Source organism: Ruegeria sp. BB1 (assembly GCF_056539465.1).
Window position 1 is genome coordinate 121,196 of the sequence record NZ_JBQFVB010000008.1, and the last position, 14,754, is coordinate 135,949.

15 protein-coding genes are annotated in these 14,754 nt (G+C 59.5%); 8 read left to right on the top strand and 7 right to left on the bottom strand.

The annotated features are described in order from the left end of the window. The first annotated feature begins 38 nt into the window (after positions 1–38). Positions 39–335, top strand: coding sequence for an HNH endonuclease (locus ACR0AL_RS16510; protein ID WP_170351060.1), 297 nt, complete (start codon positions 39–41; stop codon positions 333–335). Here the strand turns inward: ACR0AL_RS16510 and ACR0AL_RS16515 are convergent, their stop codons facing one another. Genes ACR0AL_RS16515 through ACR0AL_RS16525 form a run of 3 tightly spaced genes read right to left on the bottom strand, consistent with a single transcriptional unit; the run spans position 336 to position 2,418 of the window. Further along, positions 336–1,073, bottom strand: a complete 738-nt coding sequence (locus ACR0AL_RS16515; protein ID WP_480663888.1) for a VOC family protein — start codon at positions 1,071–1,073, stop codon at positions 336–338. After that, a complete protein-coding gene (locus ACR0AL_RS16520; protein WP_226689243.1) occupies positions 1,070–1,678 on the bottom strand; it encodes an enoyl-CoA hydratase/isomerase family protein in 609 nt (202 codons plus the stop codon). The genes ACR0AL_RS16515 and ACR0AL_RS16520 overlap by 4 nt, the downstream gene beginning before the upstream one ends. Next, positions 1,675–2,418, bottom strand: a complete 744-nt coding sequence (locus ACR0AL_RS16525) for an SDR family oxidoreductase (protein ID WP_480663890.1) — start codon at positions 2,416–2,418, stop codon at positions 1,675–1,677. The genes ACR0AL_RS16520 and ACR0AL_RS16525 overlap by 4 nt, the downstream gene beginning before the upstream one ends. Before the next feature lie 139 nt (positions 2,419–2,557). Here ACR0AL_RS16525 and ACR0AL_RS16530 point away from each other — a divergent pair, with 139 nt between their 5' ends. Next, a complete protein-coding gene (locus ACR0AL_RS16530) occupies positions 2,558–4,081 on the top strand; it encodes a DUF2125 domain-containing protein (RefSeq protein ID WP_170578128.1) in 1,524 nt (507 codons plus the stop codon). Between the two features lie 49 nt (positions 4,082–4,130). On the opposite strand, the gene ACR0AL_RS16535 is transcribed toward ACR0AL_RS16530, so the two are convergent. Continuing rightward, on the bottom strand, positions 4,131–5,057 hold the full coding sequence (locus ACR0AL_RS16535; protein ID WP_480663892.1) for a hypothetical protein: 927 nt from the start codon (positions 5,055–5,057) through the stop codon (positions 4,131–4,133). 239 nt (positions 5,058–5,296) lie between these two features. Here ACR0AL_RS16535 and ACR0AL_RS16540 point away from each other — a divergent pair, with 239 nt between their 5' ends. The 4 genes from ACR0AL_RS16540 to lpxK are packed head-to-tail and all read left to right on the top strand — an operon-like array spanning position 5,297 to position 9,648. Next, complete coding sequence (locus tag ACR0AL_RS16540; protein WP_480663894.1) at positions 5,297–6,643, top strand: TldD/PmbA family protein; 1,347 nt, start codon at positions 5,297–5,299, stop codon at positions 6,641–6,643. After that, on the top strand, positions 6,630–7,430 hold the full coding sequence (locus ACR0AL_RS16545; protein ID WP_480663896.1) for an inositol monophosphatase family protein: 801 nt from the start codon (positions 6,630–6,632) through the stop codon (positions 7,428–7,430). Before ACR0AL_RS16540 ends, ACR0AL_RS16545 begins: the two co-directional genes overlap by 14 nt. Then, positions 7,427–8,650, top strand: coding sequence for a 3-deoxy-D-manno-octulosonic acid transferase (locus tag ACR0AL_RS16550; protein ID WP_480663898.1), 1,224 nt, complete (start codon positions 7,427–7,429; stop codon positions 8,648–8,650). Before ACR0AL_RS16545 ends, ACR0AL_RS16550 begins: the two co-directional genes overlap by 4 nt. Further along, positions 8,650–9,648: a tetraacyldisaccharide 4'-kinase gene (gene lpxK / locus ACR0AL_RS16555; RefSeq protein ID WP_480663900.1), complete on the top strand. Its 999-nt coding sequence runs from the start codon at positions 8,650–8,652 to the stop codon at positions 9,646–9,648. The genes ACR0AL_RS16550 and lpxK overlap by 1 nt, the downstream gene beginning before the upstream one ends. 39 nt (positions 9,649–9,687) lie before the next feature. On the opposite strand, the gene ACR0AL_RS16560 is transcribed toward lpxK, so the two are convergent. After that, a complete protein-coding gene (locus ACR0AL_RS16560; RefSeq protein WP_170378256.1) occupies positions 9,688–10,344 on the bottom strand; it encodes a DsbA family protein in 657 nt (218 codons plus the stop codon). Positions 10,345–10,358: 14 nt separating this feature from the next. Beyond that, positions 10,359–10,865: a DUF721 domain-containing protein gene (locus ACR0AL_RS16565; RefSeq protein ID WP_170398192.1), complete on the bottom strand. Its 507-nt coding sequence runs from the start codon at positions 10,863–10,865 to the stop codon at positions 10,359–10,361. 81 nt (positions 10,866–10,946) lie between these two features. Here ACR0AL_RS16565 and mutY point away from each other — a divergent pair, with 81 nt between their 5' ends. Further along, entirely contained in the window at positions 10,947–12,002 is a 1,056-nt protein-coding gene (gene mutY / locus ACR0AL_RS16570) for an A/G-specific adenine glycosylase (protein WP_170351072.1), read from the top strand. 59 nt (positions 12,003–12,061) lie between these two features. Continuing rightward, the gene (locus ACR0AL_RS16575; RefSeq protein ID WP_480663902.1) at positions 12,062–13,198 is read left to right on the top strand and encodes an alkane 1-monooxygenase; all 1,137 of its coding nucleotides are present in this window, start codon (positions 12,062–12,064) and stop codon (positions 13,196–13,198) included. Between the two features lie 78 nt (positions 13,199–13,276). Here the strand turns inward: ACR0AL_RS16575 and ACR0AL_RS16580 are convergent, their stop codons facing one another. Next, entirely contained in the window at positions 13,277–14,665 is a 1,389-nt protein-coding gene (locus tag ACR0AL_RS16580; protein WP_170351074.1) for an adenylate/guanylate cyclase domain-containing protein, read from the bottom strand. Positions 14,666–14,754: the final 89 nt, after the last annotated feature.

Below are 14,754 nucleotides of genomic sequence, written 5' to 3' on the forward strand. Positions count from 1 at the left end.
TTGCCTTTCACGCCATCCAGCGCAAATTTGTACCTGCCATGTCAGACAGCGATCCGATCTGCCCGCTCTGTGACCGCCCCATCCCGGATGGGGGCGGCAGCCTGCACCATCTGATCCCAAAACTCAAAGGGGGCAAGGGCGGACCCACGGTTTTGCTGCACGTGATTTGCCACAAAGAGATCCACGCCACCCTGACCGAGGGCGAATTGGCCCGCGCGTTCAATACGGTCGAGGCTCTGCGCACCCACCCGCGTCTGGAGAAATTCCTGATCTGGGTGCGCAAACGACCACCCGGATTTTGGTCGAAAGTTCCGGGCAAGCGACGTGGGCGCTGATCAGCCAGGCCGCACCGGATCACCAAAAGCATCCCTCAGGGACGTCGACAGCCCCTGAACCTCTAACCCCCTGTAATCCGGCGCCGGCGCAAACTGCGCCCCGGCGATATGTTGGAATTCCAGCGTGGTATAGGGACGTTTCCAAAGCCATTCGCGGTTCTCAACGGACCAAAGGTCCGGATTAGGCGGCACATCATCGGTGAAGGCATAGAAATGCAGGTCGAACCCGTATTGGGCCACATCCTGCACTGAAAGCAGTCGCATGCCTTGCGCCCGACAGAACGCATCCTCGGCGGCTATGTCCCCTGTCCGCAAGGTGATCTGGCCGATGCAGGCTTTGGCGAATGGTGCGGCAGGGTCGGCTGCGTTGTCAGGACGGTTGCCCTGAAAGTCGTGTTGCAGCAGCTCGATCACAAACCCTTCGGGGTCTTTCAGGTGGCACATATAGCCGATGTCGCGGAACTGTTTCGGCTCCGAGACCTCGACGCCTTTTTCACGCAGACGAGAAACAGCCAGGTCAACATCGGGCACGGTAATACCGATCTTCCAATACCGCTGTCCACCATCGTGGGCATATCCGCCCCCACCCGGCATCAGCAGCAGGTCCGCGTCCTGCCCACCATAGCCAATGCGATAATTCGCCCCCTGCGCACGCGCCGTCATACCCAGAACATCCGTATAAAAATTAGTCAGTTGCTTGGGGTCGGCAACACGCAGCAGCACGGCGGACAATTTCATTGGCACATCCTTGCGATTCCAGCGGCAATTCGGGGATCGGCGGCCAGACTGTCTGCCACCAATTCATGCGCCGTTGGCATCAGTTGATCAGGGTCGACAACCCGGTCGACCAGACCGAAACCGTACGCTTCCTCTGCCGTGATCTTTTGCCCGGCCATCAGAATCATCTTGGTGCGCGATGACCCGATCAGGGCAGCCATACGCACCGGGTCCGAGGGTTGCGGCAAAAATCCTAGCTTCATCACCGGATAAAAGAACTTGGCTTGCGGCACCGCGATTCGGAGGTCACAGGCCAGCACCATCCCGTTGGCACCGCCCGCCAGCGTCCCGTTCAAAGCAGCCACCGTCAGACACGGCAAGGCCGCGATGGCGCCTGACAACCTCTCCCAAAGATCCGAGGTCGCCAGCCCTGCACGGACCTCATCCAGATCGGCCCCGGCGCTGAACACCTTACCCTCACCTGTCAGGATCAGGGCCCGCGCCTCATTAGCAGCTTCGGCGATCTCAACCAGTTCACTCAGCATCGCCTCGGTCAGTGCATTGGCCTTTTGCGGGTTGTTGAGTGTGACCGTCCACAACCCGTCCTTCTTGGTTAGTTTGATCACGTCAGCCCTACCCTTTGCCGGATATCTTCGCGTCGCAGCGAGATTTCTGAGCCCAGAAACTCATCTGCATCCGTCGAACACATCCACAGCAATGCCCGTGCAGGCCAATCGGCGGGAATGTGATCATCCCAATCCAGCTGGCTAACGGCATTGATGCCGCTCGCCTTGATCACCCGCTGCATATCCGTGGCCACGGTGCCCGGCGACAGGCCCATAGAACGAATGCCGTGCATTGAATTTTCAAGATGCAGGCATTCGGTCAGCATTTTAGCCCCGGCTTTCGAGGCGCAGTAGTGGCTCCACGCCTCGATCGGGTTTGTCGCCGCGCCCGAAGAAACCGTGATCACCGTGCCCCCGCCCGCCGCGCGCATAACCGGTAACGCGGCGCGCATTCCGTAGAAGACACCTTTGAGGTTGATGTCGATTGCCTGGCTCCACGCGGCGACATCGGCATTGGACAAGTGAAAGATCGGATCAATGACACCCGCGTTGCCGATCAAAACGTCCAACCCGCCAAAACGGTCGATACAATCCGCGACGGCCTGTTCGACCTGCGCAAAATCGCTGACATCGCATTGCAGCGCGATAGCATTGTCACCCAATGCAGCAGCCAGCGCATCAATCTGGTCGAGGTTACGGGCCACTAGCGCGACATTTGCCCCCGCTGCGGCAAATACGCGCCCCGCCTCGGCCCCGATGCCACGACTGGCCCCTGTTATCAGTACGGTTTTACCCTGCATATGGACCCTGTACCTCCGTTGTTTTTAGATTGTGTGAATCTTTACCGTGCCAACGGGGAAAGGGTCCAGCCCTTGCCCCTTGACGCCTGCGGCCTCAGGCACGACGATGCCGGCAAATTTGATCAAGAAGGGTTCTCAAATGTCCGCTTTCCTCCGCCGCAGCAGCGGCGCAGTTCTGGCCTATGCCGTTGTCACTCAGGGCGCGTTCGCCGATGTCACCGCCCAGCAGGTTTGGGATGATTGGCAGGCCTACTTGTCCCAGATGGGCTATACGGTGTCGGCGGAACAATCCATCTCGGGCGGGGTGACCACGATCACCGATATGAATGTTGCCTTGTCTTCGCCGGACACGGACGGATCGTTCAAGATGACCGTCCCGCAGATGACCCTGACTGAAAATGGTGACGGCACAGTCAGCATCGGTTTTCCAGAAAGCTTTCCCATGACCCTGTCCGGCGAGGAAGAGGGCGAGGCGTTTTCCGTTGATATCGAGTACTACCATACCGGGCTTGAGATGGTCGTTTCGGGCCAACCGGACGATATGACTTATGACTATTCCGCGCCCACACTTGGTCTGAAACTGGGTGGCGTACAGGTCGAGGATGAGACCCTGCCCAACGACATGCTGGCCATGGATTTCAAACTGACCGACTTGTCAGGAGATTCGCGGATGAAGATCGGCGAAACCCGCACAGTGGACCAGAAAATGACCGCAGCCGGGCTGACCTATGATCTGGGATTCACCGATCCCGAAGGGTCAGATGATGGCAAGATCAACGGGTCGATGAACCAATTGACCTTCGAAGGCACCAGCGTGATCCCCGAAGATTTCGACGGCACCGATCCGCAATCCTTCTTCAACGGCGGGGTCTCATTCTCGGGTCTGTTCACTTACGCTTCGGGTCAGACCGCGATTGAAGGGACGAGCGAAGGTCAGGCATTTTCGATGGCCACCCAATCCGAAGGTGGCCGGTTCGGCGCCAGCTTGGACGATCAGCGTCTGGCTTATGATGTCGAACAAAACAGCGCAAACCTCGCCGTGACTACGGCCGAGCTGCCGTTCCCAATCGAGATGGCAATGGCCAAGACGGGGTTAGGGTTCGAATTCCCGGTGCAGCAATCGGAAGAAGAGCAGCCCTTTGGACTGTCGGTCAACGTAACCGATTTCACCATGTCGGACGTGTTGTGGAGCATCTTCGACCCGGCAGGCGCCCTGCCGCGCGACCCGGCAACGATCGCGCTGGACGCCACCGGAACCGCAAAAATCCTGACGAACTTCTTCGATCCGGCCGCCATCGAGGCTCTGGAAACATCTGGCGAAGCACCGGGTGAGCTGAACTCGCTGAAGATCAACGAATTGCTGGTCTCAATGGTCGGAGCTAAATTGACGGGTGACGCGGACTTTACTTTTGACAATTCCAGCACCGAGGAGTTCGACGGGCTGCCGACCCCGGCCGGCGTGGCGAACCTTCAGCTGGCGGGCGCCAACGCATTGATCGACACGCTGATCACCATGGGCGTGATCGGCGAAAGCGACGCGATGGGTGCGCGGATGATGATGGGCCTGATGGCCGTACCCGGCGACGAACCGGATACGCTGAACTCGAAAATCGAGTTCACGGAAGATGGCCAGATACTGGCCAACGGTCAGCGCATCAAGTGATGTTGGGGGGCGAAGCTCAATATTACCAGAGCTTCGCCCGCTAACTGACTCAGGTCTGCAAATCCAACTCGTGGACTAGAGCTCGTGCGATACGCCGTCCGGCGGTTCGACCATTAAAATACGCGGGTGTCGGCAGATCCTTAGCAATGCTCTGCATGTGGAACCGGTACATCCCCTCATAAAATTTGAAGTTGGTCTCACACAGAAAAAATTTCCCGGTTTCTGCGCATGGAAGAATGTCATGCGCGTAAAGCCCGACGCCCACAGCATTCTTGACGCTTTTCGCGATGTCGCGGATTTGGTCAATATTGGGTTTGATCAGTAGGTCGTGAAAATGTGTTAGCATTTCAGCATCGACCGGCGTCCCCCGAGTTCGGACATTGAGTCCTTTTCCGGCTCTTATCCACGAAAACAGGACCTGTTCGCCTACCGCCATGGCACGAATGGATACATGCCAGGGCTTACCTTTGTATTCGTATTTGCAATTGATGTAATCGGTGTTGTACCGCGTGGAATCCAATTCCCTTTCGTCACTCACGAGTTGGACCGGAACATGCGCGTTTGACACTTCGTTCGAAAAAACAGTTCCGAAACTGTCACCCGCCTCAATCAATCTAGGCATGGGAACGCCCGCGGCCGTCAAAACCTTGTTCTGGCGGACTTTGTGGCCAATGACGCGCCCATGTTCAACGGAATGCAGTACCTTGTGACCCAGAGCAGCAAGCTCTGTTTCACGTGCACGCAGCCAGTCTACTTTTTGATGCTGAACGACGAAAAGCTCGTTGTAGTGCAGCAAAACATAGCTTTTCGGATCTGTTGTCGGGCCGCGCTCAATCAGTTCCCGGAAAGGCAAAACTTCAGCAGGGACTTGCAGCTTGGTAAGAACCCTTGTGAAATGGCTGATGATATTGCTCGACCCTTTGCCCGCGGCAACGACATGCGGCTCGTCAAAATCAACTACGAAAAACTGAGCCAAGCCAAGCTCTCCTATTTGCCTTCACTTGCCCGGGTGAAAGATTCAATCTGTTGTGATCGTCACCCGGAAATCTGTAATGCGTCCCAACTAATGAAAGTTTATACGGTAATGTAAACCCTTCGGCTGCCCCATCTGAATTTGGGCCAAACTAAGGGGTCTGACCTGTGATCTATCTGCCCAGAGGTCTTGCGGGACGGGCGGTCCAAGGCTAGGTCCAATGCAATACAACCGGAGGCCGCATGACCCTTACACCAGAAGACATCAGCCAATCCTTGATTGACGCGGCCCGCAATGCCGGGGCCGACGCGGCGGATGCTATTGTGATCGATGGCTCTTCGGTTTCAGTCGAAGTGCGGAGCGGGGCGCTGGAACATGCCGAAAGGTCCGAGGGTACTGACCTTGGTCTGCGGGTGTTCCTGGGGCAGCGGCAGGCGATCGTGTCCAGCTCTGACAGCCGCCCGGAAACCTTGACCGCGATGGCCGAGCGCGCCGTGGCCATGGCCCGCGAAGCCCCCGAAGATCCGTTCACCGGGCTGGCCGATGCGGCGCAGTTGGCCACGGATTGGGATCTGCCCGCATTGGAATTGTTCGACCCTACCCCGGAACCAGCGGCCGAAGGCCTGCTGCATGACGCGCTGGCCGCCGAAGCTACGGCACTGGCGGTTCACGGCGTATCGCAAGTATCCGATGCAGCGGCGGCTTATGGCACGCACCGTGTACATCTGGCAGCAACCAACGGTTTTTCCGGTGGCTATGCCCGCAGCAGCCGCTCGACCTCATGCGTGGCGATCTCGGGCGAAGGTACCGGGATGGAGCGCGACTATGACGGCGACAGCCGCACCTTTCAAAGCGACCTGCGCAGCCCCGAGGAAATTGGCCGCACCGCAGGTGAACGTGCTGTGGCGCTGGTCGGGGCTCAGAAACCCGCCACCGGCACATTTCCGGTGCTGTTTGACGAACGCATCTCATCCTCGCTGATCGGTCACCTGCTGGGGGCCAGCAATGGTGCGGCTATCGCGCGGGGCGCGTCTTGGCTTAAGGACTGCCTGGGCGAACAGGTGTTACCTGACCACCTGTCGCTGATCGAAGACCCGCACCGCCCACGCATCGCGGGCTCGCGCCCCTTCGACGCCGAAGGACTGCCAACGCAGCGGCGCGCCATTGTCGAAAACGGCGTGCTGACCGGCTGGACGCTTGATCTGTCCAGCGCGCGCAAGCTGGACATGACCTCTACCGGCAACGCCACGCGCGGCGTGTCGGGGCCACCTTCGCCCAGCAACTGGAACCTGAGCCTGACCCAAGGCACACACAGCCGCCAGGACCTGCTGCGTGACATGGGCACCGGGCTGCTGGTGACATCTATGATCGGCTCGACCATCAACCCAAACACGGGTGACTATTCACGCGGTGCATCAGGGTTCTGGGTCGAGAACGGAGAGATCACGCATCCGGTCAACGAATGCACCATCGCGGGCAACCTGCGCGATATGTTGAAACGGATCATCCCGGCAAACGACGCGCGCCCGTATCTGTCGCGGGTGGTTCCGTCGGTGCTGATCGAAGGAATGACACTTGCCGGCAGCTGACCTGCAACTTTTGATCGACGCCGCATTAGAGGCCGGAAAGATCGCCACCCGATACTCGGGCACAACGGCGCAGCGCTGGGATAAACCCGACGGCGCCGGACCGGTGACCGAGGCCGATCTGGCCGTCAACGCCATGCTGGAACAGAGCCTGCCCGCCGCCCGGCCAGGCTATGGCTGGCTGAGCGAAGAAACCGAGGATTCCACTGACCGGCTGACGAAGGACCGGGTGTTCATCATCGATCCGATCGACGGCACTCGCAGCTTTGCCGAAGGATCGCGCACCTGGGCACACTCACTGGCCATTGCAGAACAGGGCGAAGTGATTGCGGCTGTAATTTACCTGCCCCTGCGCGATCTGCTGTATACTGCGGCCAAAGGACAAGGCGCGTTTCTGAATGGGGCGGCGATCCACGTCTCGGGCGTCACGACGCTGGACACGGCGCAAATATTGGCGGCCAAACCCAATATGAAGCCACACCATTGGCGGCAGGGTCAGGTGCCTGACTTTGAACGGGTCTATCGCCCGTCACTGGCCTATCGAATGGCGCTGGTCGGACAAGGGCGTTTCGACGGGATGCTGACGCTGCGGCCCAGTTGGGAATGGGATATCGCCGCGGGCGACCTGCTTATCCGCGAGGCTGGCGGCCGCTGTTCCGACCGGTTGGCGCAACCCTTGCGGTTCAACAACGCCCATCCGCGCCTGAACGGCGTGATCGCAGCCGGCACGCCCATTCATGACACCCTGCACGCACAGCTTGACCCGGGCAGCACCGGAATCCGCCCATGAGCCGACCGCGATCCCTCAGCCTGGCAGCCTATCGGGTTCTGTCCTGGGGCGTGTCCAACCCGAGCAGCCAACCCGAGATCCAGCGCCCTGAGGGCGAGTTGCTATGGGTCCATATCAACGCGCAGGATCGCCAGCGCGCGGTCGTAGACTTCTGCCATAGACTGCAGCAGGTTCGACCCACTTTGCATGTGCTGCTGACAGTGCCCGCCGAAGCCGACCTGAGCCTTTGGGAGCAAGGAGACTACCCGCTGGTGAACCTGCCCTCGGAACAAGCGGGGGCAGCACGCGCGTTTCTGGACCATTGGCACCCCGAAATCGGCCTGTGGGTCGGGGGCGGGCTGATGCCTAATGTTATCACGCGCGCCGAAGAGCGCGGTATTCCCCTGATCCTGATCGAAGCACGGGTCGATATAAAGATCGCGCGCGGCGCCCGGTGGCTACCAGACATCACCCGTTTTACTCTAGACTGTTTCAAAACCATCCTGACCACGAATTCGGAAACCACCCGGACAATCCGTCGCCTTGGCATCACGTCGGGCAAAGTCACCGACTCTCCACCATTGTATGTCAGCCCGAACCCGCAGCCCTGGCCCGAGGATGAACTGATCGAAACCAATCACGCACTGGCGGGGCGTCCGGTCTGGTTGGCAGCAAGTGTGCGGGACAAAGAGTTCATCTCGATCCTTAGTGCCCATCGCCAGGCATTGCGGATGTTGCCCCGGCTGACACTGGTGCTGCATGTGGCAGACACCGCCGAGGCAGAACCACTGCAAAACCGCCTTGAGACTATGGATCTGCGTTGTACCAATTGGGACACCAGCGGTCAGATCGAAGACAACACGCAGGTTATCCTGTCCGCCCACTCCGAAGATCTGGGCCTGTGGCACCGGGTCTCGCCAGTCACATTCATGGGCAGTTCCCTAGAGCGCGACGCGGGTGGGCGCGATCCACTTGTTGCCGTTGCCCTTGGGTCGTCCGTCATCCACGGCCCGTTTGTGCATCGTCATCAGCAGATGTACGATCAACTGGATCGGGCTGGGGCTGCCCGCATGGTCAGATCCGCAACCGAACTGGGCGACGCCGTGGTCGAGCTGCTATCGCCTGACCGGGCTGCAGATATGGCGCTGGCCGGGTGGCAGATCGTATCCGAAGGCGCACCACAAGCGGATCAACTGATCGATATGGTGCAGGATTGCCTGGATCAGCGGAGTGCGGGTTGATGCGAGCACCTGGTTTTTGGAACACCGCCCCCAACCGGCTGGATATGCGTGCCAGACTACTGGCACCGCTTGGCCGTATTTATGCCGCCGCAACCGCCCGGCGGGTTGCGTCGGAACCGGGGGTTAAACCTGGCGTCCCGGTCATCTGCATCGGCAACCTGAACGCGGGTGGCACCGGCAAGACCCCAACCGTGATCTGGATGATCGAGCAATTGCGCGACGCCTGGCACGAAACGCATGTGGTGACGCGTGGCCATGGAGGTTCGTTAGAAGGGCCCGTGCAGGTTGACCCATCCAAACACACCGCCGCGCAAGTCGGGGATGAACCCCTGTTGCTGGCCGCATTTGCTGAGGTTTGGGTGGCCAAGGACCGCGCCGCCGGCGCGCGCGCGGCGGCCGAAGCCGGGGCCAGTGTGATCCTGCTGGACGACGGGTTTCAGAACCCCTCGGTCGCCAAGGATTTCTCGGTCATCGTGGTCGATGCGGCGCGCGGATTCGGCAATGGGCTGTGTCTGCCTGCCGGGCCTTTACGTGAACCTGTTGAAACCGGATTGCAACGCGCCGATCTGGTACTGTCGCTGGGTGATACCGACGCGCAATCGCAATTTACCGATCGCTGGGGGGCGAAATTGACCGCTCCCCACGCCACCGGCGCGGTTGAGCCCCTGCAAACAGGTATGGATTGGGCAGATACGCCGGTTCTGGCCTTTGCAGGGATCGGCCATCCTGAAAAGTTCTTTGCCACCTTGCGCCAACAGGGCGCGACACTCTTGCGGGCCGAGGCACTGGACGATCACCAACCGCTGACCCCTGCCCTTATGACCCGGTTAGAGAACGAGGCCCGCCTGCTGGGCGCGCAAATGGTGACAACAGAAAAAGACGCCGTGCGCCTGCCACCGGCGTTTCGCAGCAAGGTCATCACCCTGCCTGTGCGTTTGAATGTGAATGAGGCCGACAAGGTGCGGCAGATGCTGCTGCAAATCGCCCCGTCGCCGTAAAGTGCGACCGGTCCATGCAGAACCGGTCGCAACAGGCAATCAGCTGCCCAGTTCTTCTTCGATCAGCTTCTTGAAATCGGCATAAGATTGGTTGTCGACCTTCTTGCCATTCACAACGAACGAAGGCGTGGATTGAACACCGTCACGTTCGGCGTTTTCCTGATACCAGGCCACCAGTGTCTGCGCGCGGGTGCCGTCCTGCAGGCAGGCTTCAAGCTGGTCATTGTCAATACCAGCCAGACGCCCGATCTTGCGCAGCTCGTCCACGATTTCAGCTGGACCACCCGCGCGGGTCCATTCGGACTGACCTTCATAGATCAGGTCGGAAATGCCAAAGAACTTATCGGGGCCGTCACAACGCGCGACCATCGAAGCCCACAGGCCATATTTGTCGAAATACACCTCGCGGTAGATGAACTTGACCTTGCCGGTGTCGATGAAATCCTTCTTCAGCTGCTTATACGCCCCCGTATGGAAGTTGGCGCAATGCGGGCAGGTATAGGATGCATATTCGATGATCTCGACCGGCGCATCTTCGGCCCCCTGCACCATCTCGACGATGGTCGAGGTGTCAATATCGGCCTCTTGCGCCTCGGCACTGCCAATCATCGGATAGGAAGTAGAGGAATTCGACAGCCAATAGCCGCCAGCGGCGATAGCTACGGCCGCGCAGATTCCGGTTGCAATACGGCTCATTTCTCAGCCCTTTCTCAGCGTTTTTGCTTGGATAATACGTTGCGGCCCAGACGTTCAAGGGCCGCGCGCAGATCACCGTCATTGACGTCGCGCGCGGTCCGGTCCGCCTCGGCCACGATTTCGGGATCGATTTTGGGTTTCGCCGCTTTCGGTTTGTGATCGAAGCTGGCCTGCCCCTCGGCAAATCCTGTCGGCGCGGTCTGGGTGATACGCACCCGGCTGATGGCGTTATAGCCATAAACAGCATTCACCTTGTCGCGCAGCTGTTCCTTTTGCATTTCAAGCATCGGAGCCTGCGGGCCAGTAGTCAGCACCGTCAGCGTCGCGCCGATCCCGCCCTTGCCATAGCCCACATTCACCGGTCGCGCGATGGCGGCCATATCCTGGCCCACGATCTCGGCCCAATGGGTCAGCAGACGCGAAACGGCAAAGCCCCGGCTTTCCCCGGCGCGCCTGATCTGGCCGTTCAGCAATGTCGCGGTGCGTTTGAACCCGCGGGTCGAAGAACGTCTGCGCTGCATCTGGTTTCCAACTCCTGCGCCGCTATTGTAAAGGGCATGATATCGGACGCCAGCGAAACCCGACAGAGAGATAGATAAAACTTGCGTGACACTATTCAATATGACCTGAGCGGTGCGTTACTGGCCTGGTACGACCGCCACGCTCGCACGATGCCGTGGCGTGTTAGTCCAGCCGACCGGGCGGCGGGCATGATACCCGACCCCTACCGGGTCTGGTTGTCCGAGGTGATGTTGCAACAGACCACCGTGGCCGCTGTCCGAGATTATTTTACGCGATTCACCGCGCGCTGGCCTACGGTTCAGACGCTGGCGGCCGCACCGGACGATCAGGTCATGGGCGAATGGGCCGGGCTGGGCTATTATGCCCGTGCCCGCAACCTCTTGAAATGCGCGCGCGCGGTGGCCGATGAACATGGCGGCGTTTTTCCCGATACCTATGACGCCCTGCTGAAACTGCCCGGCATCGGCCCCTATACGGCCGCCGCCATCTCGGCCATCGCTTTTGACCGGCCCGAGACGGTTCTGGATGGCAATGTCGAACGGGTCATGGCGCGTCTGTATGACATTCACGACCCTCTGCCAGGCTCGAAACCCCTGTTGAAAGAAAAAGCCGCTGCGCTAACGCCCGACCTGCGACCCGGAGATTATGCACAGGCCGTGATGGATCTGGGGGCCACGATCTGTACCCCGAAATCTCCGGCCTGTGGCATCTGCCCCCTGCGCGACCCTTGTCAGGCTCGTGCGGCCGGAACCCAGCCCGACCTGCCGCGCAAGACACCGAAAAAGCAGAAACCCACGCGGTATGGCCATGTCTATATCGCTCAGCGTACGGATGGAGCCTTGCTGCTGGAGCGGCGCCCCGACAAAGGGTTGCTGGGCGGCATGCTGGGCTGGCCGGGGTCAGTTTGGTCAGATGCGCCAGCAGACTCCCCTCCCTTTGCCGCTGACTGGCAAGCTTTAGCAGGTGAGGTGCGCCACACCTTCACCCATTTTCACCTGATCCTGTGTGTCTGGACGGCTACGTTGCCGACGGAAACGACCCTCGATGATCTGATCGTTTTGGAAAAACACACTTTCCGCCCCAGCGACCTGCCGACCGTGATGCGCAAAGCATATGACCTCTGGCGCAACCGGTAACCCATTGTCTGTCCTGCCGGACTGTGGCTAATGTGCGCGCAGTCATCCGGAGCCACCCAATGACCGCAACAGATACCTTACCCCGTTGGCAATCGGCCCTGCCGTTCTGGATCTCATTCCTGCTGATCCCGCTGCTCTGGTTCACCGCAATGGCTGGCGGTTGGTGGGTCTTGCTGGTGCCACTTTCCACATGGTGGGCCTTTGCGTTGCTCGACCGGCTCACCGGGCTGGATCTGACCAATGCCAGCCCCGATACCCCCGACTCGGTGTTGCACTGGTACATCCTGCTGACAAAAGCCTGGGTTCCGGTGCAATTCCTGACCCTTTACGGGCTGATCTGGTACGCCACGCATACCGACCACCTGTCAACCTTGGCTAAGGTTGGGCTGTTCTTCGGAATGGGAGTAATCTCGGGCACGATCGGCATCAACTACAGCCACGAGTTGATGCACCAAAAAGGCCGAGTCGAACGCTGGTTGGGCGATATCCTTCTGGCGATGGTGCTGTATTCACATTTCCGCTCTGAACATCTGCTGGTGCATCACCGCTATGTCGGTACGCCCCGCGACCCGGTGACTGCCCGCTATAACGAGGGGTTTCATCGGTTTTATCCGCGGGTGCTGAAACAATGCCTGTTCTCGGCCTTGCGGGCTGAACGCGAAAAACTGGCCCGTAAAGACCGCCCGTGGAGCGACCTCTCCAACCCGTTCTGGCGCTACTGGGCATTACAAGGTGCAATGCTGGTATTGGCCTTCGTGATCGGAGGTCTCTCGGGGCTCGCACTGTTCCTGATCCAGGCGGGCGTCGCCATCTGGCAGCTAGAATTGGTTAATTACGTCGAACACTATGGCCTGACGCGCAAACATCTGGGCGCAGGCAAGTATGAGCATGTCCAACCACGCCACTCATGGAATGCGTCACAGAAAGCGTCGAACTGGCTGCTCATCAATTTGCAGCGCCACTCGGACCACCACTATAAACCCAACCGCCGCTTTCCACTGTTGCAACACCACTCCGAGGACGCCGCCCCGCAATTGCCCTATGGCTATCCGGTGATGACGGTCGCCGCGATGATCCCACCGCTGTGGCGTCGCATCATGAACCCGCGCGTCCGCGCTTGGCGGCGCCAATACTATCCCGAGGTCGCGGACTGGACGCCCTATAACAAATTGCAAAACCCGCTGCCACGTGCCTGACCGCAGCACGCGTCAGCGTGCTGCCCGGCCCAACGATCCGCCTTGCATCTTCGATGCATGGTTGTTCGGCGGGAGCCCTCACCCGGTCATCACCCATACATCCATCGGGGCCTCCACCCCCCGGACCGCACGATTTTCGTGTTTCGCAAACCCCGCCATCAGCTCGGATACGTTGCGGCCTTCTTCCTCCAAACGGCTCCGAACTGCGTCGCTCATGATGACTTTTGCCTGAAATTCGCGGGTCTGCGCCTCAAGCTTTGCGGCCACATTCACCGCATCCCCTATCACCGCAAATTCCAAACGGTTGGCGCCGATATCCCCCAGAACGACCGCGCCGAAATGGACCCCGATCCCCACACGTATCTCAGGCTCGCCCGTACGGCGGCGTTCCACGTTCCAACGGTCAATCACATCGATCATCCCGCGCGCGCAGGCCACTGCATTACTCGCATCCTGCGGTGTCGGCACCGGCGTCCCAAACGTGGCCATCAACCCGTCACCCAGGTATTTGTCCAGCGTTCCGTGATGGCGGAACACTTCGGCCTCCATTCGAGCGTGAAAGCCGCGCAGAACCTCGATCACTTCGTAAGGGTCGCGCCCGGCGGCATATCTGGTGAATCCGACGATATCGATAAACAGGACGGCAATTTCCTCTTTGCGCACCTGCTTCAGCGGCTCATCATTCTGGCTCAGTTCATCCACCACGTTCGGTGAGAAATACCGCGACAGGTTTGCCCTTTCACGCTCCAACCCCGCATTTGACATCAGCAACCGATTGAGCCGCCGCATCGACACGCCCAATGTCACCGCCACCATCATGAATACGATCACCTGTTGAATACGCTGCGCTGGCATAAAGCTGTTGGGGTCCAGCAATTCTGCCACATCGGGATAGACAGCCAATGCCTCAGCCACACGCTCGCTGAGACCGGGCATCGGGGTTGCGACCCACCAGGCGATGATCCATCCAGCCGTCCAGACCCCTGCCGTCCATGATCCGATCGCAATCACCGTGCGCCAGGAATAGGCCAACGTACCGGCCGCCAGAATGATGAAGAAATACTGGAAATTGTCGAACCGGTACTGCATCGCCAACGGTCGGACATCGTCGCTGAACGGGTTGGGCACAATCATCCCCAGTGTCATGATCAGCAGGTCCACAAAGATCAAAAGCAGCTCGGTCCGCGATTGCCCCACACGCCCCGCGCGCCTGATAAACCAGCCGTTGGCGCAGATCAGCAGCAAGATGAAGTGATACCACAGCACTTCCCATTGCGGATTCAGGTAGATCAGCAGCACACCAGTCAGCGCCATCGCGATCCAGCGAGCGCGGACCGCAAGTTCAAGCCCCTCGCGCTTGTGTCGTTCCATCGCGGCTTCGGTATATTTGTTTTCCAGATCGAAATTGTCCGGGCGGGTCACAAAGAACCGGTCAAAGCGGGACTCGCTGGCTGTGGTATCCGACATTGCACAAGCTCCTTCACTTCACCGCAGGATACAGAAGGCCCGTTTCGAAACCAGATGTTGAAAAACAAAAGACCCCGCCGAGATCGGCG

What these genes read in the sequence shown, in the direction of transcription:
- ACR0AL_RS16530 (WP_170578128.1), top strand. Translation starts at nt 2,558, where the DNA reads ATGTCCGCTTTCCTCCGCCGCAGCAGCGGCGCAGTTCTGGCCTATGCC.
- ACR0AL_RS16575 (WP_480663902.1), top strand. Translation starts at nt 12,062, where the DNA reads ATGACCGCAACAGATACCTTACCCCGTTGGCAATCGGCCCTGCCGTTC.
- ACR0AL_RS16515 (WP_480663888.1), bottom strand. Translation starts at nt 1,073, where the DNA reads ATGAAATTGTCCGCCGTGCTGCTGCGTGTTGCCGACCCCAAGCAACTG.
- ACR0AL_RS16510 (WP_170351060.1), top strand. Translation starts at nt 39, where the DNA reads ATGTCAGACAGCGATCCGATCTGCCCGCTCTGTGACCGCCCCATCCCG.
- ACR0AL_RS16550 (WP_480663898.1), top strand. Translation starts at nt 7,427, where the DNA reads ATGAGCCGACCGCGATCCCTCAGCCTGGCAGCCTATCGGGTTCTGTCC.
- ACR0AL_RS16560 (WP_170378256.1), bottom strand. Translation starts at nt 10,344, where the DNA reads ATGAGCCGTATTGCAACCGGAATCTGCGCGGCCGTAGCTATCGCCGCT.
- ACR0AL_RS16580 (WP_170351074.1), bottom strand. Translation starts at nt 14,665, where the DNA reads ATGTCGGATACCACAGCCAGCGAGTCCCGCTTTGACCGGTTCTTTGTG.
- lpxK (WP_480663900.1), top strand. Translation starts at nt 8,650, where the DNA reads ATGCGAGCACCTGGTTTTTGGAACACCGCCCCCAACCGGCTGGATATG.
- ACR0AL_RS16565 (WP_170398192.1), bottom strand. Translation starts at nt 10,865, where the DNA reads ATGCAGCGCAGACGTTCTTCGACCCGCGGGTTCAAACGCACCGCGACA.
- ACR0AL_RS16525 (WP_480663890.1), bottom strand. Translation starts at nt 2,418, where the DNA reads ATGCAGGGTAAAACCGTACTGATAACAGGGGCCAGTCGTGGCATCGGG.
- ACR0AL_RS16540 (WP_480663894.1), top strand. Translation starts at nt 5,297, where the DNA reads ATGACCCTTACACCAGAAGACATCAGCCAATCCTTGATTGACGCGGCC.